The sequence below is a fragment of the Devosia sp. Root413D1 genome, from assembly GCF_001425235.1.
In the GTDB taxonomy this organism is placed as follows: Bacteria; Pseudomonadota; Alphaproteobacteria; order Rhizobiales; family Devosiaceae; genus Devosia_A.
In genome coordinates this window covers 850,361-874,870 of sequence record NZ_LMEA01000001.1, presented here as the reverse complement: position 1 = coordinate 874,870, position 24,510 = coordinate 850,361, and the positions used below count along the sequence as shown (strand labels likewise).

Genomic DNA, 24,510 nt, shown 5'->3' with positions numbered 1-24,510 from the left:
GATGGCCCGCAACTTGGCACTGCGGGTGGTTTCGCGTCCCCTCTCCCCTGAGGGGCCTGTTGCATAATTCTGCAGGTGTGATTCCGTGACTATGGAGAGCGGAGTTGATGACCGATGGCGATCAAGCGGACAGGGCAGTTGGGTTTTGCCGATGCAGTTCTTGCCGGTTCGGGTGATGGTCCGCTGGATCGGTTGTCTCGGCTGGTACGGTGGTACCGGTTCGACAAGCAGCTTGCTGGCCTGCGGGATGGCGGGGCGGGTCGGGCGGCGTGGCCGCCGCTGGTTCTGTTCAAGGCCCTGCTGGTCGGGGCGCTGCATGGGTTGAGCGAGCGGGAACTGGAGGCGGCGCTCGCCGACCGGTTGAGCTTCCGGCGCTTCGTGGGGCTGAGCTACGAGGAGAGCGTGCCGGACCACAGCGTGCTCAACCGGTTCCGCAACGAACTGGTGGAGCATGGGCTGTACGAGAAGCTGTTCGCCGAACTGGACAAGCAGCTTGAGGCGGCTGGGGTGATGCTGAAGCGTGGCACGATGCTGGATGCCACGGTGATCGAGACGGTGAGCCGTCCGAGCAGTGGAGACCGGCAGTCGCTGGACCCCGATGCGGGCTTTGCCAAGCGCACCGGCAAGCCCGGTTCGACGTTCGGCTACAAGGCGCATGTCGGGGTGGACGAGGGGCCGGGTGGCTTCATCCGCTCGGTGCTGACCACGCCGGCCAACATCAACGACACGACTCCGGCCGATCTGTTGATCCGCGGAGACGAGAAGGTTGTGTGGGCTGATGCGGCCTACCATACCCATGAGCGTCAGGCCTCGCTCAAGGCGCGTGGCATCAAGCCCAGGCTGGCGCGCCGGGCCAACCGCCACCATCCCGAGCTCAGTCCCCGGCTCAAGCACTACAACCGACTGATCGCGCGGCGACGCGCTGCGGTCGAGACCACCTTCGCCACGCTCAAGAACCGCATGAAGCTCACTCGCATCCGCTACGTTGGACTACTCAAGGCCAGTGCCCAGATCACCCTGTGCGCCATCGCCTTCAATCTCAGGCGTTGGGCCGCCATCACGGCCTAGCTGCGTCCGGTGGCAGCCTAAACCACCGCACTTACCAATCCTACTCAGCAAAAGCCGCCAGAACCGCCCCCTCAGGGCTACGCCTGCGGCCCAAACCACCAGCCCTCGCCAACTGCGCAACAGTCCCCAGAGGGGAGAGGTCGTCGCGGAGCGGCGGGTGAGGGGGCCTTTCTGCCAGCGCTAGAGGNCACTTACCAATCCTACTCAGCAAAAGCCGCCAGAACCGCCCCCTCAGGGCTACGCCTGCGGCCCAAACCACCAGCCCTCGCCAACTGCGCAACAGTCCCTTAAGGGGAGAGGTTAGGGTGAGGGGCGCCAAGCAAACGGGATGTGCAGCCGTCGCTGCAAGGCCGGCCCAGCGCTCGATGCCGGTGCGCTTGGCGCCCCTCACCCCCGCCCTCTCCCCAAGGGGGCGAGGGGGCGTTGTGGCGCGGCCGGCTAAAGCCTAGATACCACCCGCGGCCGGCGCGGGTGCTGCTGCGGCTGCCGCAGGCGAGCCCTTGGGGGCGCCGTTGGTCCAGGTGACGTCGAGGCCGGTGAGCGGCACCACCGACAGCGACATCTTGCCCGAACCCTGCTGCAACTCGCGCGAGTGGGCGAGGTAGACCAGCGAGTTGTTCTCGGCATCATAGATGCGCGAGACGCGCAGGCTCTTCCAGATCAGCGAGCGCGACTGCTTGAAGATCTCTTCGCCACCCTTGTTGGTGTTGATGTTGCCGATGGTGACCGGGCCGGCGGCGGCGCAATCGACCGCCGAATAGGACGGATCCTCGAACCAGTTGCCCTGCTGCAGCCGATCGATCAGCGAGCGGTTGAAATAGGCGACATGGCAGACGACGCCCTTGATCTCCGGATCGGCGACCGCTTCGACATTGATGTCGTTGCCGGTCCAGTCGACCCCGACGCGGCCCACATCGGTGCCGTTATTGTTGCCACATGCGGCGAGCGCGCCAGTGAGAACGAGGGCGAGGCCGAGGAAGGCGAAGCGCTTGAGCATGCTCATGGGGTCCAGGGGTTCGGGGTTGCGGTGTGGCCTGATGTGGGGACCTTGCCGGGTTCACGCAACGGCTGGAGGCCGCGATAGTTGCTAGGGCCGGCGATTGGGCCCAAATCGAGCTGGTGCGGGCTGACCCCCACCCCTGTCCCCTCCCCCTAAACAAGGGGACGCGGTAGCGCCCCGGGGGAGGGAGACGCTCACACTGAAATCGGGCCGGTCAGGAGTGCCCGTGCTTCGCGGCTGGGCCGTGCGGATGGTCGATATGGCCGAGGTCGCGGCCGGGATCGACGCGGTCGCGCACCAGCTGCTTGATCTGCTTGGCATCGGGGAAGCCGCCGTCGCGCTTGCGCTCCCAGATCAGCACGCCATCGAGATGGATTTCGAAAATGCCGCCGCTGCCGGGAACAAGGCTGACCTCGCCCATTTCGAGGCCGAAGGTCGAGAGCACCTCCTGCCCCATCCAGGCGGCGCGCAGCAGCCAGTTGCACTGCGTGCAGTAGGTGATGGCAAGCTTGGGTTTGTCGGTCATATCTGCGGATCCGCCCAGGAGGAGAAGACGTTGGTCGGCAGCACCAGGACGTCGTCCTCCTCGGCCTCCCGGCTCTTCAGCGCCACCAGTTGCGCCGTAGTGGTGTTGACGCGCTGCGCCAGGAGCCGGGCGATCTGCAGCAGCCAGGACGGGTGCGCCTCGAGCACGGCAAGTGCGTCGTTGATGACATAGAGCTGCACATCGGTGACGGCGCGCACCGTCGCCGAGTGCGGGCGCTCCAGCAGCACGCTCATTTCGCCGAAGATGGCGCCGGGCTGCTTGATGGTGGAGACGAACTTGCCGTCACGCAGCACTTCGACCTCGCCCTCCTTCAGCACCATGAAGCTGCCGCCGGCCTGCCGGCCCTGCACGATCAGCTCCGTGCCGGCGGGGAAGAAATCGAACTTCAGCCAGCTTTCCGTCTCTTTGTCCGCCACCAGAGCAACTCCCGCTATTCGAGCAGTGCGAAAATCTTGTCGAACATCACCTGGTCCTCACGGACCTTGGCCTGCCGCCGCATATCGACCAGCAGCGCCGTGGTCTTGTGCAGCCGCGCCGCGAGGAGTTTTGCGATATGCCGGGCCGCGGCCGGATGCGCGTCGAGGAACGCGTCGGCGTCGTCGGCCACATGCACTTCGGCGCCGTTGCGCGTCCGGACGGTCGCCGAATGCGGCAGGTCGAGCAGCGCCGACATATCGCCGATCACCGAACCCGGGTCACCGATCGCCGCCACCGTGCTGCCATCGCGCACCACTTCGAGATCGCCGGATTTGAGGATGTAGAGCTTGCCGGTGCGCGCGCCCTCATTCACCAGCACCGCCCGCGGCCCCAATACGCTCACCGGCAGCGTCGCCGCCGCCACGAGGATCTGCTCCATTAACCCGCCTTCAAACCCAACCCACCCGAATACATGAGGTGATGGTAGCCGAGCTTTGCGGGGATGCGAAGTCATTCGGCTACGCCCGGGCGATTATGCTGGCTCTCGGTGGTGCGCGCGGCGTATGGAGGCCCCCGCGCCGGTCATCGCCGGTGGCAGAACGCAACTCCCGTCCCCGGTTATCCGCCGGGCCCGACCTCAGGAGAAGACCATGGATACGTCCGTCCTCGGCCGCCCGGCCGAGATGCCGCTCGACCCGGCCAGCGCCGTGCTCGACCGGGTACCCAACCCCCATCCCGATATCGACTACCTGATCCGCTTCACCGTGCCGGAATTCACCGCGCTCTGCCCGATCACCGGACAGCCGGATTTCGCGCACCTGGTCATCGACTATGTCGCCGACCAGTGGATGATTGAGAGCAAATCGCTGAAGCTGTTCATGTTCTCCTACCGCAACCACGGCGCCTTCCACGAAGCGACGACGGTGGAGATCGCCAAGCGCCTGGTCGAGGCGCTGGCGCCGCGCTGGCTGCGCATCGGCGGCTACTGGTACCCACGCGGCGGCATCCCGATCGATGTGTTCTGGCAGACCGGCGCAGCGCCGGCCAACCTGTGGTTGCCCGAACAGGGCGTGCCGGGCTATCGCGGCCGCGGTTAGCACGCGGGCCTTAGCTCCCCTGCCCTTGAGGGGAGCTTCAGGCGCTTGAGCGCGCGGTGAGCGTTCCACTATGGTCGCCGGAGACGAGCGGGAGTTGCAGCAGGTGAGTCGTGACGTGAGCAGCGGGCAGCGCCCCCGCTACCAGCTGCTCGACCTGCTGCGTGGCGTGGCGATCATCGCCATGGTCATCTTCCACATCGCCTGGGACCTCTATTATTTCGGCTACTCGAACGTCGACGTCACCACGGTCATCGGCTGGGTGATGTTCCAGAAGTCGATCCTTTCGAGCTTCCTGCTGCTGGTCGGCGCCGGGCTGGTGCTGGCGCATGGCAAAGCCATCCGCTGGAACCAGTTCTGGCGCCGCTTCGGTATTGTCGTCGCCTGCGCGCTGCTGGTGACGGCGGGGACCTACTGGATGTTCCCCGATTTCTTCGTGTTCTTCGGCGTGCTGCATGCCATTGCGCTGTTCTCGCTGATGGGGCTCGCCTTCCTCAGGCTGCCGCCTTGGCTGGTCGCTGTCCTCGGCGTCGCCATCATTGCGGCGAACCTGCTCTACAACGATCCGATATTCTCGAGCCGCGAGCTCGGCTGGATCGGTTTCTGGCCAACCTCGCCGCCGACCAGCGACGTGGTGCCGATCTTCCCGTGGTTCGGCGTGGTGCTGCTCGGCATCGCCGCGATGCGGCTGATCCTCGCCTCGCCGCTGGCTGAGGATCTCGCGCACTTCCACAGCAACGAGCCGCTGGCGCGCGGGCTGGCGTGGATGGGCCGCTGGAGCCTGCCAATCTATGTGGTCCACCAGCCGCTGATTATCGGCGTGCTGTGGGGGCTGACGCAGCTCTCGGCGCCGGTACTGGCGCCGCCGGTGCTGAGCCTCAGCCAGGATTTCGTCAAAAGCTGCAGTGCCGCCTGCCTCGGCACCGGCTCCGACCTCGCCCGCTGCGAGCGCTATTGCGGCTGCGCCGTCGAGCAGGTGGAAACCGGAAACCTCTGGGAAGCGGTCGCGGCGACGAACCCGACGCTGGAGCAGAACACCCAGCTCAGGGCCGTGGCCCAGCTTTGTACGGCGATGGCGGATAAGACGCCTTAGGGCATGCTTTCAGCGGTTGCGCTGAGGCTCGCAGCTAGAGCATGTCGTAGACGGTCCGCGCTCTCGCCTCCCCACCGGCTGTCATCCCAGCGAAAGCTGGGACCCATCCATCAGCTGGCACGGGCTGCGAGTTGGGTCCCAGCTTTCGCTGGGATGACACCGAGTGGGTGGAGAAAACTGGGCGCTTTCCTGGCAGAGTCCCCTAGTTCTGTTCCTTATGCCCACCGAACCCGAGCCGCATCGCTGACAGCATTTTCTCGGCGAAGTTGTGCTCCTGGCGCGAGCGGAAGCGTGTGAAGAGCGCCGCCGTCAGCACTTCGGCCGGCACCGCTTCTTCGATCGCTGCTTCCACCGTCCAGCGCCCTTCGCCGGAATCGGCGACGTGGCCGGAGAAGGCCTCGAGCTTGGGATCCTTGGCGAGCGCGATGGCCGAGAGGTCGAGCAGCCAGGAGGTGACCACCGAGCCGCGCCGCCAGACTTCGGCGATATCGGCGACGTTGAGCTCGAAGCGCTCGCCCGGCGGCAGCACTTCGGCGTTCTTGCTTTCGAGGATGTTAAAACCCTCGGCATAGGCCTGCATCATGCCGTACTCGATGCCGTTATGGACCATCTTGACGAAGTGCCCGGCGCCCGCCGGCCCGGCGTGGATGTAGCCCTGTTCGGCGCGCGGATCGAGGCTGCCGCGGCCGGGCGTTTCCTCGATCTCGCCCTTGCCGGGGGCGAGCGCCGCAAAGATCGGGTCGAGATGGTCGACCGCGGCCTTTTCGCCACCGATCATCAGGCAATAGCCGCGATCGAGACCCCAGACACCGCCGGAGGTGCCGACATCGACATAGCGGATGCCGGTCTTCTGCAACTCGGCGGCGCGGCGGATATCGTCCTTGTAGTAGGAATTGCCGCCATCGATCAGGATATCGCCGGGCGCGAGGCAGGAGGCGAGATGGGCGATGGTGCCTTCGGTGATCTTGCCGGCCGGCAGCATCACCCAGATGGCGCGCGGGGCCTCGGTCAGCGAGGCAACCAGCGCCTCGAGCGTCTCGGCGGGCCGGGCGCCGTCATTGCCGAGCGTGGCGCGGGCATTGGCGTCGATATCGTAGACGGCGACATCGTGCCCGGCGCGCATCAGCCGTTTGGCGATATTGCCCCCCATGCGGCCTAACCCGACAATACCGATCTGCATGATGCACACTCCAGTGTAGCGACTGACGCGGGGGGTGTTATACGCGACATCGAGATTACGGGGGCAGCCCCGAATGAGGAGGAACGACTATGCGGGTAGTGATTACCGGGGGCGCCGGAAACCTGGGCAGCAAGCTCAGGGAGCACCTGGAAACGGCCGATTGGGTGGAGGAGATCGTCGCCATCGACGTTGCCCCGTTCACCGCGGGCAAGAAGACCCGGGTAGTGGTTGCCGACCTCGCCGACCCCTATGACGAGCGCTGGCGCAAGGAGGCGCAGGCCGCCGACGGCATCGTCCATTATGCCTCGGCCAACCCGGCGCCCAACTCGAGCTGGGCCGAATCGGCCGCCTCATTCGACATGACGGCGAACCTGCTCGAGCAGGCAGGCGGCGGCACAAAACCCTGCCGCTTCATCTTCGCTTCGTCCAACCACGCCATGGGCGGCTACAAGGATGCGCCGCTGCCGGCCGACGGCAAGCTCCGGATGTCGACGCCGCATATCAGCGGCACGCGCTATTATGACGACGGCTACAAATGGGGCTCGGCCTATGGCGCCACCAAGGCGCTGGGCGAGCGCGTCTGCGCCGCCCGGGCCGCCGCGACCAATGGCAGGATCACCGCGGTGTCGACCCGCATCGGCTGGTGCCAGCGCGGCGAGAACCTCGCCACCACCATCGCCGGCAGCGGCGGTGGCGACCGCGGCGAAACCGACCGGGCGGTGATCAAGCGCAACGCCCTGTGGTACCGCAACATGTGGCTGTCGAATGGCGACCACAACCGGCTGATGGTGGCGGCTTTGCGCGCCGACGCCAGCAAGTGGCCGGCCCCGGCGATCGTCGTTTCCGGCATGTCGAACAATACCGGCATGGCCTGGGATCTCGAAGAGGCGCGTGAGTGGATCGGCTACGTGCCCGAGGATAATCTCTGGGCCGACCTCAAGGCCGCCGGGATCGACTAAGGCAAGATTGCCTTCCATGCCGGAGGCAAGTATGCGGCTGGTATGGTGCGCGCCCGCGGTGCGCACCGACGAAATTTAGAGGGACAGCATGAGCTTTGCCGATATCTACGCCCGCGTGGTTGCCTGGGTTGGCGCCGGGGCGATCCTGGCGCGCAGCTTCAACGAGCCGAAGCGCAGCCCGCTCTACGGCAGCACGCCCGATATCCCCGCGGCGCGGCCGCAGGCGATCCCGACGCTGAAGATGCCGACGGCGCGCGGCTGGTCGGGCGACCACAAGCCGACCGCGGCCGCTGGCTTAACGGTCAATGCCTTCGCCCGCGGCCTGAAGCACCCGCGCTGGATGCATGTGCTGCCCAATGGCGACGTGCTGGTGGCCGAGGCGCTGAGCACCCCGGGCGGCGCCATCAAGACGCCGTTCGACTACGCCATTTTCACCACCATGCGGCGCGCTGCCGCCGTCGGGCAGAGCCCCAACCGCATTACGCTGTTGCGTGATGCCGATGGCGATGGCGTCGCCGAACAGCAGCACACACTGCTCGAAGGCCTGAACCAGCCATTCGGCATGCAGCTGATCGGCGAGACGCTCTATGTCGGCAATACCGATGGCGTCTACGCCTACCCGTTCACGGTCGGCGACACCAAGATCACCGCAAGCGGCAAGAAGCTGATGGCGACCAAGCCGGGCGGCCACTGGACGCGCAGCCTCCTCGCCAGCAAGGACCAGACCAAGCTCTATGTCGGCGTCGGCTCGCAATCCAATATCGGCGATTCCGGCATGGCGGTCGAGGAAGGCCGCGCCTGTATCTTCGAGCTCGACCTCACGACCGGCCGGAGCCGCATCTTCGCCGGGGGCCTCCGCAACCCGGTGGGCCTCGCGTTCGAGCCGACGACGGGTGAGCTCTTCACCGTGGTCAACGAGCGCGACGGCATCGGCGACGAGACGCCGCCCGATTACCTGACTTCGGTGAAAGATGGCGGCTTTTACGGCTGGCCGTATTCGTACTGGGGCAAGATCGTCGACGATCGCGTGCCGCAGGATCCGGCCAAGGTCGCGACCGCCATCGCACCCGACTTCGCGCTGGGTGGCCATACCGCCTCGCTCGGCCTCTGCTGGCTGCCCGAAGGCACCCTCCCGGGCTTTGGCGACGGCATGGCCATCGGCCAGCACGGCTCGTGGAACCGCTCGACGCTCTCGGGCTATAAGCTCGCCTTCGTGTCGTTCGCCAACGGCAAGCCGACGGGCACGCCGCGCGACATCCTCACCGGCTTCCTGTCGCCTGATGAGAAGGATTCTTATGGCCGCCCGGTCGGCGTGGTAATCGCCAAGGATGGCGCCGTGCTGATGGCCGACGACGTCGGCGACGTGATCTGGCGCGTTACTGGGGCCTAGTACGCGACTCTCTGTCCTCAGCGCGTGCCGCGGTGACCACAAAGGCCGGTGCGCACAGAGCACCCCCACCCCTGTCCCCTCCCCGCAAGGGGGAGGAAGACGCCTACACTAGCGACAGTGTTTTGGTCGCCTCCCCCCTTGCGGGGGAGGGACAGGGTGGGGGTACTCTTCCCGCTCCGAACTACCCACCACGCCAGATGCGAATCTCGTCGAATCCATGACGCCCACATCACGCAGTTACCCGTAGGTTCGCCCAGCGCGAACTGATGGGGGGCCACACCATGCGAATTTCTGCGCTCACGCTGCTTGCCGTTTTCGGCCTCGCGGGCGGAACGGCTGCGGCAGCCGATCTGATCGTCGATGATCCCGAAGCGATCGCCGCGGCGGCGGATTACGATTGGTCCGGCGCCTATGCCGGCCTGTTCGGCGGCGCCGGCAGCAGCGACGTCACGCTGGATGAACCAAGCGGTCTCGCCGACCCGCTCGACCTCGCGGCTGGCGGCTGGCTGGCGGGCGTGCGGGCCGGCTTCAACGCCGAGGCGGGCGTGCTGGTATTCGGCGCCGAGGCGGACCTGGCGAAGAGCTGGATTGGCGGCGACGGCTCGGCCACCGTCGGCGCCAACAGCTTCGATTACAGCTACGACCTCGATTGGCTCGGCACCGTCACCGGCCGCGTTGGCTATGCCGCCGATACGCTGCTGCTCTATGCCAAGGGCGGGCTTGCCGCCGGCGGGGTGCGCTCGACGCTTACCCAAACCGCGCCGTTGCCGGCACCGCCACCGACCTCCGCCGATGCGGTCGCCATGGGCTGGACCGTCGGGCTGGGCACCGAGTTCGCCTTCAGCGAAAACGCCACGGCCGGCATCGAGTATGATTTCGTCGCGCTCGGCGCCGAGCTCGACTATGCTGGCGGCAGCCTCGATGCGCAGCAGGACCTGCACATCGTCAAGCTCGGGGTGAATTACGGGTTCTGAGCCGCTGCCTGATAGGCCGCTTCGAGCTCGGCCAGCACCGAGCGCCCCGGTTTTGGGGCGCCCAGGTGCAGGTGGCGGAGTTCGGCCATGAAGTCGTCCGCCATCTGCGGCCCACCCTGAGCCAGCGCGACGGCGCGAGCCGACAACTGGGGGCTCGCCGGCAGGAACTGCGCGCCCCAGGCGCCCAGCTGCACCATCACCGGCACCAGCGCGATGGCCATTTCGGTCAGGTTGTAGATGGTGCGCTGCTTGTGATTGGGGTCGGCGGCGGCGGTCACCAGCCCCTCCTCCATCAGCCGCTTCAGCCGGCTGGCGAGGATGTTGGTGGCGATGCCCTCGAGCGAGTTGCCATGCAGTTCGCCATAGGTGCGGAAGTTGCCGAACATGATGTCGCGCAGCACCACGAGGCTCCAGCGATCGCCGAGCACTTCGACGGAGAGGTTAATGGGGCATCCGGATCGGCGATCCACAGGCACGGCTCCTGGTCATAGACGTGTTCGGCATTCCACTTGCAGTTTACAAGCAGTTTGTAGCTGGGTATACACCTTGCAATATGCAAGTGGTTGTGGCGATGGTGTCGCGGCAGATATTTTGCGTCGCACTGTCGAATGGCGCCGCCGCCGCTCGTCTAAATGGCAGGATATATCCTGAGGGACGGAACAATGAGCAAGCATTATGGCTGGGTCGTCGTCGCGGCAGGCGCGCTGATCACCTGTGTGGCAATGGGGGCGATGTTCGCCCTGCCCGTCTACCTGCAACCGATGGCTGAGGATACCGGCTGGAGCCGCGCCGGCATTTCGGCGGCGATGACCGTCGGCTTCATCGTCATGGGTGTTTCCGGCTTCGGCTGGGGGACGCTGAGCGATCGCATCGGGGCGCGACCGGTGGTGCTGATGGCGACCGTGCTGCTCGGGGCCGGACTGCTGCTCGGCAGCCAGGCCAGCGACCTCCTGGTGTTCCAGTTCGCCTATGGCGGGCTGGTCGGCGCGGCGGGCGGCGCCTATTTCGCGCCGATCATCTCGACGACGCTGGGCTGGTTCGACAAGAACCGCAGCCTCGCAGTGTCGCTGGTATCGATCGGCGGCGGCATTGCGCCGATGGTGATCACCCCGTTCGCCAGCTACCTGATCGAGGCCACCGGCTGGCGCAGCGCCATGCTATCCATCGCCATCGGCGCGTTGATCGTCATCGTGCCGGCTGCGTTGTTGATCCGCCGCGCTCCGACGCTGACGGAGCCCGAACCCGCGCCGACGCCGAGCGCCGCGGCGCAACCCAAGCGGGCCTCGACCGGCTGGTCGGCGCTGCGCACGCCGCAGTTCGTCGTCCTCGCTTCGGTGTTCTTCCTCTGCTGCGCGGCACATTCCGGCCCGATCTTCCACACCGTCAGCTACGCCATGATCTGCGGCGCCTCGGCGCTGGCGGCGGCCAGCATCTACAGCGTCGAGGGCCTTGCCGGGTTGTTCGGCCGGCTGATCTTCGGCGTCCTGGCCGACCGGCTTGGCGTGCGCAAGGTGATCGTCGGCGGCCTCGTGCTGCAGGCCGTCGGCATCTACACCTACATCTATGTCAGCGAGCTGCCCCAGTTCTACGCGCTGGCGGCGGTGCTCGGGCTCGCTTATGGCGGCGTCATGCCACTCTACTCGGTGCTGGCACGCGACTATTTCAGCCCGCGGGTGATGGGCACGGTGCTGGGCGGCATGGTGATGACCTCGAGCATCGGCATGGCCTTTGGCCCGGTCGGTGGCGGCTGGCTCTACGATACGTTCGGCACCTACCACTGGCTCTACATCGCCTCAGCCGGCATCGGCATCGCCGCCGCCGCCCTGGCGCTGGCCTTCCCGGCGAAGAAGAAGGACGTGGACGAAGACCAGATGCCGGGCCAGGCGGTCGCGGCTTGAAGCTTGCCAGATGAACCGGTTGGTGGAGGAGGCGGTGGACGAAAATGGCCCACTGCTTCGCCTCCTCCACCGGGTGTCATCCCAGCGAAAGCTGGGACCCAACCATCCACCTGCGCGGGCTGAGAAATGGGCCCCAGCTTTCGCTGGGGTGACACCGAGTTGGTGGAGCAAACTGTGCAACTGACCGCGAATGCCCCACGGCCACGCTCACGGCTCGCGCAGGAAGCCGGCTGAACGCCGCTGGAGCACGCCGACAATGGTGGTGGCGCCGAGGAAGCCGGTGATGACGATGGCGCCGAGATCGACCGCTGCAAGCGTCGTCGCATCGAGGGCGAACTCGACCTCGAGCAGCACCAGGGTGAGAATCCAGGCGAGCCCGATGCCGAGCGGCGTCGCCAGCACGGCGGCGAAAGCCGCCAGCAGCACATAGTGCAGCACCGAAACCGACAGCACGTCGAAGCGCTTGGCGCCGAGCACTTTTGAGATCACCGCGTCGGCCTGCCGCTGCCGGCGTCCGGTGGCAAGACTGCCGATCAGCACCAGCAGTCCATTGCCCACCGCCAACCCGCCGACCAGCGAGGCGGCAAGCGACAGTTGGCTCAGGGCCCGGGTGATCTGCTCGAGCGTCGCACCGATGGCGATGAAGCGGACATCGGGCAGCAAGCTGGCAAGTTCCCGCTCCACTGCCTCCTCGCGTCCCGCCGCAGCGGTCACCGAACCCAACAGCGTCGAGGGGTACTCGTCCAGCACCCCCGGCGAGAAGGTGGCAAGGAAGTCGATGCCGCCCTGCCAGGAGTAATCGCGGAAATTGGCAACCTCGGCGGTGATGGTGTCGCCGAAGATGGCGAAGGACAGCTTGTCGCCGAGCTTGATACCGAGGCCGGCGCGAAGGCTCTGGTGCAGCGACACCAAAGGCGGCCCCTGGTGGTCGACCGGCCACCAGTCCCCTGCCACCAGCTTCGAGGTCGCCGGCAGTACCTGCCGGTAGGTCAGCGGGATCTCGCCCGAGAGCAGGAACGATGCCTCGGGTCCCCGCGGCTGCAGTTGCTCCACCGGGGTGTCGTTGATGGCGCTCAGCGCGCCGCGCAGCATCGGAGTTGCGGCAAAGGCGGTGATGTCGCTGCCTTCGTCCTTCAGCTGCTGCAGCGTATCGACCTCATCGGAGAAGAGATCGGAGGCGACCAGCGTCGGCGCGTCGAACACCGAGGCGCCCAGATATTCGTTCCTGAGGTTCACCTGCAGCACCAGCACCACCACCAGCATGGCGAGCGCCAGCCCGACCGAGATCACCACCGAGGAAGCGTTGGAGCCCGGGCTCGAGATATTGCGCAGCGCGTAGCGCAGCACGCGGTTGGCGGGTTCGGGCGATTTCCGCAACGCCTGTCGGGCGAGAAAGATGCCGAACTGGAACAGCACCACCGACAGCACGCTGACAATGGCGAAGGCCGCGACCAGCATCGAATCGTTGGTCATGATGACGGCGAGCCACAGGAACAGGGCGGCGGCCAGCACCAAGGGGACGATACGCGCCGAAAAGATCAGCCCAGCCCAGTCGATCGGCGGCGCGGCGAGCCCCTTGGAGCGGAACAATGTCACCGGGCTGATGGTCTGGGCCTGCTGCAGGGGCAGGTAGGAGAAGGGAAAGGCGATGAGAAAGCCGACGCCCGCCGCCACCAGCAGGGGCTGGACATGCAGGGTCGGCGCCAGGTCGACACCGACGGCGGCGCCGATGGCCGGCAGCGCCACCAGCGCGGTGCCGGCGCCGACGACGAGGCCGATGCCGACGCCAACGCCCGCGAGCGCCGCGATCTGCGAGAAGAAATGCACGAAGATGCGGGCTCGCCCGGCGCCCATGCTGCGCAGCACGGCGATGACATTGGCGCGCTCGGCGACATAGGCCGAAATGCTGGTCCAGACGCTGACCCCGCCGATGAGCAGTGAGGCGAGACCGACGATCACCAGGAAGCGCATGAACAGGTCGTAGTAGCGCACCATCGGCCCGAGGCCCTCGCGGGCCGAGCGGATGGTCCAGCTCGGATCGGCGAGCGCGGTCTCCAGCGCCGCCTTGCCGCTATCGGCGTCGCCCTCGGTCAGCACCAGCTTGTAGCGAAAAAAGGTGCCAAGCCCCGGGAGCGGCGAGGTGCGGTCGGAGAGCACCGCCAGCGCCTCGGTGGTGATGACGGCGGGGAGGCCCAGCCGGAAGCCGCGTACCGCGGCATCGGGCAGGCCGCCCAGCGCGCCGCGCGCTACGAACTCGGTGCCGGCGATCTCGAGCGTGTCGCCGACCTTGATGCCGAGCTGATCGAGCATCAGCGGACTGACCAGCGCGCCGAACTTGCCGTCGCGGAATGACAGGAAGGCAAACGGCGTCTCGCCCGACGGCAGTTGCGGGCTGTCGACCGCGCCGAGCAGCGGATAGGTATCGCCCACCGAGACCAGATCGACAAAGGCGCTCTGATTGCCAACCTCGGCGCGGACATTGGTGTCGACGACATAGGACACCCGCCCGAAGCGCGAGATCAGCGCCAGCTCGTCGGCGGTGGCCTGCCGGTCGGCGCGCGACAGCTCGACATCGCCGCCCATCAGTACGGCGGCATTTTCTTCCACCGCCTGCCGGATGCTGGCGCCCACCGAGCTGACGCCTGATATCAGCGCCGTGCCGACGGCGAGGCAGATGATCAGGAGGCCGAAGCGCCGCAAGTCGCCGCGCATATCGAGCAGGCCGATGCGGATGGCCGCGAGGACGGCGCGCATCAGGCTTGGACCGATCGGGTTTCGACCAGCTCGCCTGATGTCATGGTGAACACCCGGTCGGCGCGCGCCGCCAGCGATGGATCATGGGTGATCAGCACCACCGCGGTGCCTTGCTGGCGGGCCAGATCGAACATCAGCTCGACCACCACCGCGCCGGTTTCCTGGTCGAGGTTGCCGGTCGGCTCGTCGGCCAGGAGCAGCCGCGGCTTGGCGATCATGGCGCGGGCCAGCCCGACGCGCTGCTGTTCGCCGCCCGACAAAGCCGCCGGCCGATGCTGCAGCCGGCCGCCGAGCCCGACCGCCTCGAGCGCCGCCGCGGCGGCCTCGCGGGTCTGCGCCAGCGACAGGTCGGGCGAGGCGATCTCGAGCGCCAGCCCGACATTGTCGAGCGCGGTCAGCGACGGGATGAGGTGAAAACTCTGGAACACGATGCCCAGCGTATGGCGGCGGAACACCGCCAGATCGTCCTCGCTCAACCCCGAAAGGTCCTGCCCGGCGACCACCACCTTGCCGGACGTGGCGCGTTCCAGTCCGGCCAGCAACATCAGCAGCGAGGTCTTGCCGCTGCCTGAAGGCCCGACGATTGCCGCGACTTCCGAGGCTTCGACCCGGAGCGAGACGTTCCTCAGAATGTGAAGCGGCTGTGAAGCGACCTCCAGAGTGTAATTCACCCCGGACGCATCAACGATCGGCTGCGCCGCCGGGACACGCGGACTGGAGCTGTGGTCTTGACTTAGGGCCATTTGGGACTTGCGGTAGGGGACAAACCAAAAGAATGTGCAGGCCGCTCTTGCTTCTTACTGCCCGCCGCATGATCTCTGGCATCGTCGGGCGGGCAAGTCAAAATGGAAGCGGACCGAATACCCGGCCGCTTACAGATTTCAGCGTTACTGAACGCTAGAACGCCGTTGGAGGGCGTGGGACGAGATGAGACAGCACCTGCATGCCGCTATGGCCGTCACCGCCATGACGCTGGCGGGAATGGCGACGCCGGCGATTTCCGGGCCAGTGGAAGTCCTGGAGTCGTACGTGGGCGACTGGAAGGGAGCGGGTGCACTGGTCGGAGGCCAGAATCCCGAACCGTTCAAATGTCGGCTCGGCATTTCCAAGGGTAACCTGAACAAGATCAACTATGCCGGCCGCTGCAGCCTGATCGACATGAACCTGTCGGTCAGCGGCACCATCGCCTTCGACGACAAGGCGCAGCGCTACCAGGCGGTGATGAGCTCGAATGCGGGCTTCACCGGGGTTGCGGTCGGCCAGATCAAGGGCGACACGATCAATTTTGACCTGCGCGAGAAGCAGCAGGATCGCGGCGGCAATGATGTGCGCATCGGCTCGCGGATTCTGCTCGAGGGCAACGCCATCACCGTCGATTTCGAGGTCGAGTTCAACAATTCCGGCCAGGTGCTGACGGCTTCGGTGCCGTTCTCGCGCTGAGCGCTACCTCGGCTGTTCTGTCCAAGCCACGGAAATCGCGACGCTTTTGATCTGGATCAAGGCGTCGCGTACCGTTGCGTGGTGCTCTCTCTGCGTCAAGCAGAGAGCATAGACATGCCGCCCGAAGCCGCCATCGTCGTTACCGCTGTCGTCGCCGCCTTCAGCCTGCTGATGGGCACGCTCGGCTGGGTGATGTGGTACACGCGAAATACGCCGCGGTCCGCCCCCCGAGACTGAATGCCGCGTGCGACAAACCTCACCATCCGCCAGGTCGCGGGAGGGTGTAAGGCTCACCCGCGATGGGCGAGCGTCTGGACATCCACAATTCCGAGACCCCCGTGCTGTGCCGCAGCTGCGAAGCGCGTCACCGAGGCATGTGCGGTGCGCTGAAGCCCGATGAGCTGATCGAATTCGCCCGCCACACCCGCAAGGAACGGCACGAGCACGGCGACGAACTGATCGGCGACAGCACGGCGATCCACGCCTATGCCAATGTCATGCGCGGGGTGGTCAAGCTCAGCAAGGTGCTGGAAGACGGCCGCCAGCAGCTGGTCGGCCTGCAATTCGCACCGGATTTCCTCGGCCGGCTGTTCGGGCGGGAGAGCGTGGTCACCGCCGAGGCGGCTTCCACGGTTGACCTCTGCGTCATCCCGCGGCCGGCGCTAGAGCAGATGATCGCCAGCACCCCGGCGCTCGAGCACCGGCTGATGCAGCAGACGCTGCGCGAGCTCGACGAAGCGCGCGACTGGATGGTGACGCTTGGGCGGAAAACCGCACAGGAGAAGGTCGCAAGCTTCCTCTATCTGATCGCCATGCATGCCGACCCCGCGGCCGAGCCGAGCGACGGCGTCAGCTTCGAGCTGCCGCTCACCCGCTCGGATATCGCCGATTTCCTGGGGCTCACCATCGAGACAGTATCGCGCCAGCTGACCAAGCTGCGGCAGGCGGGAGTGGTTTCGATTACCAATAACCGGACGGTCGAGGTGCCCGACCTCGAAGCGTTGCAGGGGCTTTGCGGGTAGGTGAAGGGCTGGTGGCGAGGTCGCCGCGTGCATCGTGGCCAAGTCACACCCCTCCGAGCTACAGCTAGCTCGCTACGCTCCCAAGCTTCGCTTGCCTCCCCGTCAAGGGGGAGGTGAGCATCGAGTTTGTGGCTGGCCACCGACACAAGCACCAGCCGGCACCCTCCCCTTGACGGGGAGGGATGGGGTGGGGTGGGCAACGCGCGCCATGTTCGCGGGAGGCACGCCATCCCAGACCTGATTTCTCTCAAGCGGAGCTGGGCCTTTCAGTGGTGGCGAACCTCAGCCAACCGCCCGGCCCTGAGTTCCAGCACCCGGTCAAACGTCTCCGGTACCACCGCGTGGGTAATGACAATGGCCGTGCGGCCGCGGGTCAGCTCCGGCAGTTCGGCGAGAAACGCTGCCTCGGTCTCGGCATCGAGCCCGCTGGTCGGTTCGTCGAAGACGATGACGTCGGCGCGCGACAGCAGGGTGCGCGACAGGCAGATGCGGCGGGCCTGCCCGGCCGAGAGGGTTCGGCCTGCCTCTCCGACCACGGCGTCGAGCTGCCCGGGCAAGCCGCGAACGAACTCCGCCAGATGCACCGCCTCGAGCACGCGCCACAGCGCGGCATCATCGGCATCGTCGCGCCCGACGCGAAGGTTGACGCGGATGGTGTCGAGAAACACCGGCGCATCCTGGGTCATCAGCGCGACCCGCTGGCGAAGCTCGGGGCCGGCGACATCGCGCAGGTCACTGCCGTTGAGGCGCACCGCGCCGGCGTCCGGATCGGCCAGCCGCAGCAGCAATTGCGCGATGGTCGATTTGCCGGCGCCGCTCGGTCCCGTGATGGCGACGCATTCACCGCTCCGGACCGCAAAGCTCAGCCCGTCGAGCACCGGGTGCTGCGGGTCGTAGCCGAAGCGCACTGCCTCGAAGCGCATATCGCCGCCTGCCGGAATCGGCAGCGGCTCGGCCGGTTCGGCGACGGCGGGCGCGCTGCTGGCGATGGCCTGCAGCCGGTCGGCAGCGGCGGCGGCTCCGGCGAGCCGCGTGGCGCTGCGCACCAGCATGGCGGAGGCTTCGAAGCTGGCGAGCACCGCCAGCAACAGACCGGCGAGCAGTGGCCCGTCGATCGCACCGGCCTCGAGCGCCGCGAAACCGGCCACCAGCGTGCCGAGCAGGGCACCGCCGGCCAGCAGTTGCACCAGCGCCGAAGCCAGCGCGGCGCGAAGACCAAGCCGTCGGCGGGCCTGTGCCAGCCGCGCCGATGCGGTTGCAGCGGTCGCCGCAGCCTCGCCTGTAGCGCCGAACAGCACCAGGTCCTGGTGCCCGTCGACGCCATCGAGCACGGCCTGGCGCAGCGCCGCGCCAGCCGCGACGACCTCGCTGCCGACAGCGCGCGAGGCCAGCACCAGCCCCACCGGCACCAGCAGCACCGCGGCAAAGAACAGCAGCGCATAGACCAGGGCCGCACCGGGCAAGGCAAGCGCCAGCGCCACGGTCATCGCGGCGCCGGCCAGTACCGCGGTGCTGATCGGCCCGAGCGCCACGAGGAACACCGTATCCAGCGCCTCGACATCGGCGAGCAACCGGCTGACCAGGTCGCCACGGCCGAAGCGCCGCGCCAGCGGGACCAGCGGAAACAGCCGTGCAAACAGCCAGGCCCTGAGGTCGGACAGCAGCCGCAGCGTCATGTCGTGACCGCTGAGCTTTTCGCCGTAGCGCGCGAGGATACGGATGAACGACAGGCCGCGGACGCCTGCCGAAGGCGCAAAGATGTTGAAGGCCGAGCCGAGCGTGCTCAGCGCCGCTGCGGTGAGGAACCAGCCGGAAAGCCCGAGCAGACCGATGCCGGCGAGCAGCGTCAGCAGCGACAGCAGCACGGTGAGCACAATCGGGCCCTTCAACCGCCCCAGCAGTGGCGCAAAGGCGAAGATGGCTCTCATGCCGCCCCCACGTTGCGATCGGTGATGACCGGCTTCGGCGCCGGCAGCAGCTTGCCGCCGGCGACGCGGAACACTTTGTCCATGCGCGCCGCGACAGCCCGCGCGTGGGTGGCGACGATGAGCGTGCGCCCACCGGCGAATTCGGCGAGGCCATCGAGCACCAGCGCCTCGGTCGCGGCATCGAGATGCGCCGTCGGCTCGTCGAGCAGGATCAGCCCGGGATCGCGCAGGTAGATGCGGGCCAGCGCAATGCGCTGGACCTCGCCGCCAGAAAGGCCCAGCCCGTCCTCGCCGAGGTGCGTCGCCAACCCCTCGGGCAAGGCGTCGGCGAAGTCGGTGACCCGCGCCAGCTGCGCCGCCTGCCGCACCGCCGCATGATCGGCGTCACGCCGCCCCAGCCTGATATTGTCGGCAATGCTGCCGGCGAACAGCCGTGGCCGCTGCCCCAGCATGGCGACGCGCTGCCGCAGCTGCGGTTCGGCGATCTCGGCAAGCGCCCGCCCGTCAATGCGGATCTCGCCGCTGAAGGTCCGCAACCCGGCAATGGCCTCGAGCAGGGTCGACTTGCCGATGCCACTGGCGCCGAGGATAGCGATCCGGGCTCCGTGCTCGAGGGTGAGGTCGGCGGCGGCGAGCACCGGCCGCCCGGTCGGGTCGTCCAGCGCAACGGCACGCAGCTCGAGCGTCGCAGCGCCCGTCGCGACGGCAGCCGCGGCGACCGCGACCAAAGGCGTCGCTTCCCCCGGCAGCGCATCGAGTTCGCGCTCGATCTCCGCCACGGCGGCCCTGGCCGAGGCGCGGTCGTGGTAGTGCGCCGCGAGCAGGCGCAACGGCTGGTACACTTCGGGCGCCATCAGCAGCAGGAACATCCCGGCGCCGAGCGTCAGCTCGGAGCTGTGGAGGTTCACCAGGTCGAGGAAGGTCAGCCCGACATAGAGCGCCACGCCGGCGACCCCTAGCGCCGCGAAGAATTCCAGCACCGCCGAGCTGAGGAAGGCGATGCGCATCACCCGCATGGTGCGCACCCGCAACTCCTCGGAGGCGAGCCGCACCCGCGCCGTCTCCGCCGCGTCCTGGCCGAACAGCTTCAGCGTCACCAGCCCACGCAGCCTATCGGCGAAGCGGCCGCTCAGCCGGTTCAGCGCGGCGGCCTGCGAGCGGCTCGCGGCTTCGGCGCCCCAGCCGGCCAGCGCCATGAACACCGGGATCAGCGGGGCCGAGATCAGGAACAACAGCCCGACGATCCAATCGACCGAGAAGGCGATGACGGCAAAGCCGATCGGCAGGATCGCCGCCTGCAGCATGGCCGGCAGGTAACGGGTGAAATAGCCGTCCAGCGCCTCGACCTGTTCGAGCACGGTGCTCGACAGCGCCCCGGAGCTCTTCGAGGCGGTCCAGGTCGGGGCGCGGCGCAGCAGGTCGGCGACCAGCCCGGTGCGCAGCCGCGCCTTGATCGCTTCACCGAAGCGCACGGCCGCGACTTCGCCGAGGCCACCCAGCGCGATGCGAATGACGAGGATGCTCGCCAAAAGCGCCAGCTGCGGCAGCAGTGTCGTGAGCCCAGCGCCCTCGACGATGGCGCGATGCAGCAGCCCCGCCAGCACCATGGCCTGCGCCACCAGCAGCGCACCGGCCAGCAGCGGCAGGCCGAGCACCGCAATAAGCAACGGCCGGTCGGCTGCCGCGAGGCGGTTCAGCCAGCGCCCCCCGATTTTCGCCTTATCGTCCATTGACCTACCGTGTGGAGAAGGTCTCCAAATCTGGCTTATAGTCATGCGCATCGCCTTGATCTGGATCAAGGCGATGCGATGCGAATGCATGTACTGCGGCAAGCATGCCGGCCACCTGGTGCAGACTTGTTTGTGCAGACTTGGGCCGGACAACACGAGGCATCCCCATGGTCGATCCCATCGTCGTCGATCTGTCGCGCATCCAGTTCGCTGCGACAGCGATGTACCATTTCCTGTTCGTGCCCCTGACGCTGGGCCTGTCCTTCGTGATGGCCATCATGGAGAGCGTCTACGTGATGACCGGACGCGTCGTCTGGCGCAAGGCGACGCTGTTCTGGGGGGTGCTGTTCGGCATCAACTTCGCCATGGGCGTCGCCACCGGGGTGGTGATGGAATTCCAGTTCGGCATGAACTGGAGCTATTACAGCCACTATGTCGGCGACGTGTTCGGCGCGCCGCTGGCGATGGAAGGGCTGATGGCCTTCTTCCTCGAAGCGACGCTGGTGGGGCTGTTCTTTTTCGGCTGGGATCGGCTGAAGCCGGTGGCGCACCTCGCCGTCACCTGGCTGGTGGCGCTGGGCGCCAATTTCTCGGCGCTGTGGATCCTCATCGCCAATGGCTGGATGCAGAACCCGGTGGGCGCCGCGTTCAACCCCGACACCATGCGCATGGAAGTCACCGACTTCATGGCGGTGCTGTTCAACCCGGTGGCGCAGGCGAAGTTCGTCCACACCGTCTCGGCCGGCTATGTCTGCGGCGCGGTGTTCGTCCTGGCGGTGAGCGCGATGTTCCTGTTGAGCGGCAAGCACCAGGAACTGGCCAAGCGCTCGATCGTCGTCGCCGCCAGCTTCGGCCTCGCCTCGGCGCTCAGCGTCGTCGTCCTCGGTGACGAGTCGGGCTATGTGGCGACCGAGCACCAGAAGATGAAGATCGCCGCGATGGAGGCGATGTATCACACCGAGCCGGCCCCGGCCGCGCTCACCCTGTTCGCTATTCCGGGCAGTGATGGCCGCCCGGCTTTCGAAGTGCAGTTCCCCTGGGTGCTCGGGCTCATCACCACGCGCTCGCTCGATCGCGACCTGCCGGGCATTACCGAGCTCACCGAGCGTGCGGCGCTGCGCGTCGTCAATGGCGTCGAGGCCTACAAGGCGCTCAACGCGCTGCAGGCGAACCGCAATGACGGCGCGGCGCGCGACACCTTCAACGCCGCCAAAGCCGACCTCGGCTATGCGCTGCTGCTGAAGAAGTACCGGCCCGATGTCGAGAACGCCACCGGCGAGGAGATCGCCAAGGCGGCGCTCGATACGGTACCGGACGTGTGGCCGCTGTTCTGGAGCTTCCGCATCATGGTCGGCGCCGGCTTCTTCTTCATCGCCTTCTTCGCGCTGTGGTTCTGGAAGGCCTCGACGCACCGGATCGAAAAGCCGCGCTGGCTGCTCTGGGTAGCCGTCGCCGCCCTGCCGCTGCCGTGGATCGCCATCGAAGCGGGCTGGTTCATCGCCGAGTATGGCCGGCAGCCCTGGGTGGTGGAGGGCGTATTGCCCACCTTCTACGCCGCCTCGGGGCTCAACTTCTGGGATCTGGTGATCTCGCTGAGCTTCTTCATGCTGCTCTACACGGCGCTGCTCATCGTCATGGTCTGGCTGATGGTTCGCACCATCAAGCACGGCCCCTCCGACAAGCTGAACTTCGATCAGTCGGTCGAGCCGGTCGAAACCGCCACGATCGCCCCCGCCAAGTAAGGAACAGCCCGATGAGCACCATTCCTCTCGACTATGAAACGCTGCGCATCCTGTGGTGGGCCCTGCTCGGCATCCTGTTGATCGGCTTTGCGGTGATGGGCGGGCGCGACCTCGGCGTCGGTACGCTCCTGCCGTTCGTCGCCAAGACCGATGAAGAGCGGCGCGTGCTGATCAACCTCGTCGGCCCGACCTGGGAAGGCAACCAAGTGTGGCTGATCCTCGGCGGCGGCGCCATCTTCGCCGCCTGGCCACAGCTTTATGCAGTTAGCTTTTCGGGATTCTACATCGCGATGATCGCCATCCTCCTGGCGCTGATCATCCGGCCGGTGGGCTTCAAGTTCCGCGGCAAGGTCAGCGATCCGCGCTGGCGCGCCACCTGGGATGCGGCATTGTTCATCGGCGGCTTCCTGCCATCGCTGATCTTCGGCGTCGCGGTCGGCAATGTGTTTCTCGGCGCGCCATTCCAGCTCGATGTGACGCAGCGTGTCACCTACACCGGCAACTTCTTCGGCCTCCTGACGCCGTTCGCCCTGCTCTCAGGGCTGGTCAGCCTCACGATGATCGTGACGCAGGGCGCCACGGTGATCGCCGGCCGCACCGATGGCGAGATCGCCGAGCGAGCGCGCGAATATGGCCGCTGGTCGGCGCTGGCGACGATCGTGCTGTTCGTGCTTGGTGGAGTGCTGGCGCTTTACGTGCTCGAAGGCTACCGCCTGGTCGGCCCGCCGATGACCATCGCCCCGTCGAACCCGCTCGGCAAAGAGGTGGTGCGCGAAGTCGGCGCCTGGGGCGGCAATTACGGCGCCATGCCGTGGACCATGGCCCTGCCGATCCTCGCAGTATTCGGCAGCCTCGTTGCCTGGTGGGCGCTCGGCGCCCGCGCCCGACTGGTGGCGCTGCTCGGCTCGAGCCTTGCCATCTTCGGCATCATCGCCACCGCCGGGCTGTCGCTGTTCCCGTTCCTATTGCCCTCATCGATCGACCCGCAGTCGAGCCTCACGGTGTGGGACGCCTCGTCGAGCCAGCTGACGCTGTTCGTCATGCTGTGCGCGGCGATCGTCTTCCTGCCGATCATCCTGATCTACACCAGCTGGGTGTTCCGGGTGATGCGCGGGCCGGTGACCACCGCCAGCCTCAACAAGAACCCCAACGCCTACTAAGGGAGACGATCGGATGTGGTATTTTTCCTGGATCCTCGGCGTCGGCCTCGCCTGCAGCTTCGGCATCCTCAACGCCATGTGGTTCGAGTTCCGCGAGGATGCGCTGAAGTCGAAGGCCCAGCCCGACGACAGCCGTCCCGCCACCTGACAGCGCGGCGCGGTCTGTGGCATGGTCCCCGCAGTGAGACAGCGGGGCCAAAGTGAGCGCGGACCGGGACGACAGACTGACGGCGTCGGCGATCAGCCGGCGCATGGTGCTCGGCGGCCTTGTCGCGCTGCCGATCGCCGCCTGTACCTCGATCAGCCCGCAGGCACTCAACAGCCTCGGCAGCAAGGTCGACAAGGCGAAGGTCGATTTTCCGCTCCTGCATCAGATGGCCCGGCGCGCCGACGACTCGCAGCGCAGCGAAGCCGAGATCCGTGGCCGGTGGACCAATGTGACCAAGGTTGGCCAGATCCCGGCGGTCGGCGTGCGCTACGTGGTCGAGCAGGATCACGGCAAAAAGGCGCAGTACCTGTCGATGCCCGGCTCCTTGAACCTCAAGGACTGGCTGGAGGACTTCGACATCTTCCTCAAGCCCGAAGCCCGGCACGGCATCCCGCTGCACCGCGGCTTCGAGGACAGCGCGCTCGCCGTGCGCGCCGAAGTCGCGCCGCAACTGCGCAAGGATTACCGGACTTACGTGAGCGGCTATTCGATGGGCGCCGGCATCGCCGCGGTGCTGTCGCTCTATTTGAGGGATGACGGCTACAGCCTCGCCCGCACCACCACGTTCGGCCAGCCACGGGTGACCAATGCGGTGGGCGCCAGCAAGCTCGCCAGCCTGCCGATCACCCGGGTGGTCAATGTCGACGACTTCGTCTCGATGGTGCCGACCTTCCCGTTCGAGCATTTCGGCGAGGAGGTGATCCTCCATCCGGGCGCCGATTTCGTCTACCTGACGCACCAGGACGCCAACGCGATTTCGATCGGCGAGATCTGGCGCGAAAGCCACGGGCTCAGCATCGCCAACCACGCGTCGGAACTCTACGTCGCGCGGCTGGCGCAGAAGCTGAAGGGCGCGCAAGCCGTGCCGTATTTGGCGCGGCTGACGTAAGCGCTTCGAGCGAGCAC

23 protein-coding genes are annotated in these 24,510 nt (G+C 66.9%); 13 read left to right on the top strand and 10 right to left on the bottom strand.

Annotated features, from left to right (window positions below; translation table 11 throughout):
* The first annotated feature begins 114 nt into the window (after positions 1–114).
* On the top strand, positions 115–1,068 hold the full coding sequence (locus tag ASC89_RS04140; protein WP_055875837.1) for an IS5 family transposase: 954 nt from the start codon (positions 115–117) through the stop codon (positions 1,066–1,068).
* Positions 1,069–1,513: 445 nt separating this feature from the next.
* Here ASC89_RS04140 and ASC89_RS04135 read toward each other — a convergent pair whose 3' ends face one another.
* From ASC89_RS04135 to ASC89_RS04120, 4 genes are all read right to left on the bottom strand, one after another.
* Positions 1,514–2,071, bottom strand: a complete 558-nt coding sequence (locus ASC89_RS04135; RefSeq protein ID WP_055994836.1) for a CreA family protein — start codon at positions 2,069–2,071, stop codon at positions 1,514–1,516.
* A gap of 211 nt (positions 2,072–2,282) precedes the next feature.
* On the bottom strand, positions 2,283–2,594 hold the full coding sequence (locus ASC89_RS04130; RefSeq protein ID WP_055994833.1) for a SelT/SelW/SelH family protein: 312 nt from the start codon (positions 2,592–2,594) through the stop codon (positions 2,283–2,285).
* On the bottom strand, positions 2,591–3,031 hold the full coding sequence (locus ASC89_RS04125) for a Crp/Fnr family transcriptional regulator (RefSeq protein ID WP_055994830.1): 441 nt from the start codon (positions 3,029–3,031) through the stop codon (positions 2,591–2,593). The genes ASC89_RS04130 and ASC89_RS04125 overlap by 4 nt, the downstream gene beginning before the upstream one ends.
* Positions 3,032–3,045: 14 nt before the next feature.
* Positions 3,046–3,471 (bottom strand): cyclic nucleotide-binding domain-containing protein, encoded by a 426-nt coding sequence (locus ASC89_RS04120; protein ID WP_055873390.1) that lies wholly within the window; start codon positions 3,469–3,471, stop codon positions 3,046–3,048.
* 211 nt (positions 3,472–3,682) lie between these two features.
* On the opposite strand from ASC89_RS04120, the gene queF reads away from it, so the two are divergent.
* Both queF and ASC89_RS04110 read left to right on the top strand, forming a co-directional pair.
* Positions 3,683–4,129 (top strand): preQ(1) synthase, encoded by a 447-nt coding sequence (queF, locus tag ASC89_RS04115; protein WP_055994827.1) that lies wholly within the window; start codon positions 3,683–3,685, stop codon positions 4,127–4,129.
* Between the two features lie 115 nt (positions 4,130–4,244).
* Entirely contained in the window at positions 4,245–5,219 is a 975-nt protein-coding gene (locus ASC89_RS04110; protein WP_162247899.1) for a DUF1624 domain-containing protein, read from the top strand.
* Between the two features lie 202 nt (positions 5,220–5,421).
* Here ASC89_RS04110 and gnd read toward each other — a convergent pair whose 3' ends face one another.
* Positions 5,422–6,399, bottom strand: a complete 978-nt coding sequence (gnd, locus tag ASC89_RS04105) for a phosphogluconate dehydrogenase (NAD(+)-dependent, decarboxylating) (RefSeq protein WP_055994821.1) — start codon at positions 6,397–6,399, stop codon at positions 5,422–5,424.
* An 89-nt stretch (positions 6,400–6,488) separates the two neighbouring features.
* Between gnd and ASC89_RS04100 the strand changes: the two genes are divergently transcribed.
* The 3 genes from ASC89_RS04100 (at position 6,489) to ASC89_RS04090 (ending at position 9,722) form a co-directional block, all read left to right on the top strand.
* Positions 6,489–7,358 (top strand): NAD(P)-dependent oxidoreductase, encoded by an 870-nt coding sequence (locus ASC89_RS04100; RefSeq protein WP_055994818.1) that lies wholly within the window; start codon positions 6,489–6,491, stop codon positions 7,356–7,358.
* Between the two features lie 88 nt (positions 7,359–7,446).
* Complete coding sequence (locus ASC89_RS04095) at positions 7,447–8,748, top strand: sorbosone dehydrogenase family protein (protein WP_055994816.1); 1,302 nt, start codon at positions 7,447–7,449, stop codon at positions 8,746–8,748.
* Between the two features lie 281 nt (positions 8,749–9,029).
* Positions 9,030–9,722 (top strand): outer membrane protein, encoded by a 693-nt coding sequence (locus tag ASC89_RS04090; protein WP_162247898.1) that lies wholly within the window; start codon positions 9,030–9,032, stop codon positions 9,720–9,722.
* Here ASC89_RS04090 and ASC89_RS04085 read toward each other — a convergent pair.
* Entirely contained in the window at positions 9,710–10,198 is a 489-nt protein-coding gene (locus ASC89_RS04085; protein WP_055994807.1) for a helix-turn-helix domain-containing protein, read from the bottom strand. The two genes, ASC89_RS04090 and ASC89_RS04085, sit on opposite strands and share 13 nt — an antisense overlap.
* Positions 10,199–10,384: 186 nt before the next feature.
* On the opposite strand from ASC89_RS04085, the gene ASC89_RS04080 reads away from it, so the two are divergent.
* Positions 10,385–11,620 (top strand): MFS transporter, encoded by a 1,236-nt coding sequence (locus tag ASC89_RS04080; RefSeq protein WP_055994804.1) that lies wholly within the window; start codon positions 10,385–10,387, stop codon positions 11,618–11,620.
* Between the two features lie 207 nt (positions 11,621–11,827).
* Here the strand turns inward: ASC89_RS04080 and ASC89_RS04075 are convergent, their stop codons facing one another.
* Together ASC89_RS04075 and ASC89_RS04070 are read right to left on the bottom strand one after the other, a co-directional pair.
* Positions 11,828–14,374 carry an ABC transporter permease gene (locus tag ASC89_RS04075; protein ID WP_055994801.1) on the bottom strand — a complete coding sequence of 849 codons (2,547 nt, stop codon included), beginning with the start codon at positions 14,372–14,374 and terminating at the stop codon, positions 11,828–11,830.
* Positions 14,374–15,045 carry an ABC transporter ATP-binding protein gene (locus tag ASC89_RS04070; RefSeq protein ID WP_244488392.1) on the bottom strand — a complete coding sequence of 224 codons (672 nt, stop codon included), beginning with the start codon at positions 15,043–15,045 and terminating at the stop codon, positions 14,374–14,376. Before ASC89_RS04070 ends, ASC89_RS04075 begins: the two co-directional genes overlap by 1 nt.
* A gap of 256 nt (positions 15,046–15,301) precedes the next feature.
* On the opposite strand from ASC89_RS04070, the gene ASC89_RS04065 reads away from it, so the two are divergent.
* Both ASC89_RS04065 and ASC89_RS04060 read left to right on the top strand, forming a co-directional pair.
* Positions 15,302–15,814, top strand: a complete 513-nt coding sequence (locus tag ASC89_RS04065; RefSeq protein WP_156384488.1) for a heme-binding beta-barrel domain-containing protein — start codon at positions 15,302–15,304, stop codon at positions 15,812–15,814.
* Positions 15,815–16,113: 299 nt separating this feature from the next.
* Positions 16,114–16,836, top strand: a complete 723-nt coding sequence (locus ASC89_RS04060; protein WP_055994798.1) for a Crp/Fnr family transcriptional regulator — start codon at positions 16,114–16,116, stop codon at positions 16,834–16,836.
* 266 nt (positions 16,837–17,102) lie between these two features.
* Here the strand turns inward: ASC89_RS04060 and cydC are convergent, their stop codons facing one another.
* Both cydC and cydD read right to left on the bottom strand, forming a co-directional pair.
* The gene (gene cydC, locus ASC89_RS04055) at positions 17,103–18,764 is read right to left on the bottom strand and encodes a thiol reductant ABC exporter subunit CydC (protein ID WP_055994795.1); all 1,662 of its coding nucleotides are present in this window, start codon (positions 18,762–18,764) and stop codon (positions 17,103–17,105) included.
* Entirely contained in the window at positions 18,761–20,494 is a 1,734-nt protein-coding gene (gene cydD, locus ASC89_RS04050) for a thiol reductant ABC exporter subunit CydD (RefSeq protein WP_055994792.1), read from the bottom strand. The genes cydC and cydD overlap by 4 nt, the downstream gene beginning before the upstream one ends.
* A gap of 167 nt (positions 20,495–20,661) precedes the next feature.
* Between cydD and ASC89_RS04045 the strand changes: the two genes are divergently transcribed.
* Genes ASC89_RS04045 through ASC89_RS04035 form a run of 4 tightly spaced genes read left to right on the top strand, consistent with a single transcriptional unit; the run spans position 20,662 to position 24,493 of the window.
* Positions 20,662–22,236 (top strand): cytochrome ubiquinol oxidase subunit I, encoded by a 1,575-nt coding sequence (locus ASC89_RS04045; RefSeq protein WP_055994789.1) that lies wholly within the window; start codon positions 20,662–20,664, stop codon positions 22,234–22,236.
* An 11-nt stretch (positions 22,237–22,247) separates the two neighbouring features.
* Positions 22,248–23,396, top strand: coding sequence for a cytochrome d ubiquinol oxidase subunit II (cydB, locus tag ASC89_RS04040; RefSeq protein WP_055994786.1), 1,149 nt, complete (start codon positions 22,248–22,250; stop codon positions 23,394–23,396).
* 13 nt (positions 23,397–23,409) lie between these two features.
* On the top strand, positions 23,410–23,544 hold the full coding sequence (gene cydX, locus ASC89_RS28060; protein ID WP_082527805.1) for a cytochrome bd-I oxidase subunit CydX: 135 nt from the start codon (positions 23,410–23,412) through the stop codon (positions 23,542–23,544).
* Between the two features lie 52 nt (positions 23,545–23,596).
* Complete coding sequence (locus ASC89_RS04035) at positions 23,597–24,493, top strand: lipase family protein (RefSeq protein WP_055994783.1); 897 nt, start codon at positions 23,597–23,599, stop codon at positions 24,491–24,493.
* The last annotated feature ends 17 nt before the right edge of the window (positions 24,494–24,510 follow it).

Coding starts and splice junctions, on each gene's coding strand:
- ASC89_RS04100 (WP_055994818.1), top strand. CDS start 6,489: ATGCGGGTAGTGATTACCGGGGGCGCCGGAAACCTGGGCAGCAAGCTC.
- queF (WP_055994827.1), top strand. CDS start 3,683: ATGGATACGTCCGTCCTCGGCCGCCCGGCCGAGATGCCGCTCGACCCG.
- ASC89_RS04065 (WP_156384488.1), top strand. CDS start 15,302: ATGAGACAGCACCTGCATGCCGCTATGGCCGTCACCGCCATGACGCTG.
- ASC89_RS04140 (WP_055875837.1), top strand. CDS start 115: ATGGCGATCAAGCGGACAGGGCAGTTGGGTTTTGCCGATGCAGTTCTT.
- ASC89_RS04080 (WP_055994804.1), top strand. CDS start 10,385: ATGAGCAAGCATTATGGCTGGGTCGTCGTCGCGGCAGGCGCGCTGATC.
- gnd (WP_055994821.1), bottom strand. CDS start 6,399: ATGCAGATCGGTATTGTCGGGTTAGGCCGCATGGGGGGCAATATCGCC.
- ASC89_RS04120 (WP_055873390.1), bottom strand. CDS start 3,471: ATGGAGCAGATCCTCGTGGCGGCGGCGACGCTGCCGGTGAGCGTATTG.
- cydD (WP_055994792.1), bottom strand. CDS start 20,494: ATGGACGATAAGGCGAAAATCGGGGGGCGCTGGCTGAACCGCCTCGCG.
- cydC (WP_055994795.1), bottom strand. CDS start 18,764: ATGAGAGCCATCTTCGCCTTTGCGCCACTGCTGGGGCGGTTGAAGGGC.
- ASC89_RS04060 (WP_055994798.1), top strand. CDS start 16,114: ATGGGCGAGCGTCTGGACATCCACAATTCCGAGACCCCCGTGCTGTGC.
- cydB (WP_055994786.1), top strand. CDS start 22,248: ATGAGCACCATTCCTCTCGACTATGAAACGCTGCGCATCCTGTGGTGG.
- ASC89_RS04045 (WP_055994789.1), top strand. CDS start 20,662: ATGGTCGATCCCATCGTCGTCGATCTGTCGCGCATCCAGTTCGCTGCG.
- ASC89_RS04075 (WP_055994801.1), bottom strand. CDS start 14,374: ATGCGCGCCGTCCTCGCGGCCATCCGCATCGGCCTGCTCGATATGCGC.
- cydX (WP_082527805.1), top strand. CDS start 23,410: ATGTGGTATTTTTCCTGGATCCTCGGCGTCGGCCTCGCCTGCAGCTTC.
- ASC89_RS04090 (WP_162247898.1), top strand. CDS start 9,030: ATGCGAATTTCTGCGCTCACGCTGCTTGCCGTTTTCGGCCTCGCGGGC.
- ASC89_RS04135 (WP_055994836.1), bottom strand. CDS start 2,071: ATGAGCATGCTCAAGCGCTTCGCCTTCCTCGGCCTCGCCCTCGTTCTC.
- ASC89_RS04130 (WP_055994833.1), bottom strand. CDS start 2,594: ATGACCGACAAACCCAAGCTTGCCATCACCTACTGCACGCAGTGCAAC.
- ASC89_RS04095 (WP_055994816.1), top strand. CDS start 7,447: ATGAGCTTTGCCGATATCTACGCCCGCGTGGTTGCCTGGGTTGGCGCC.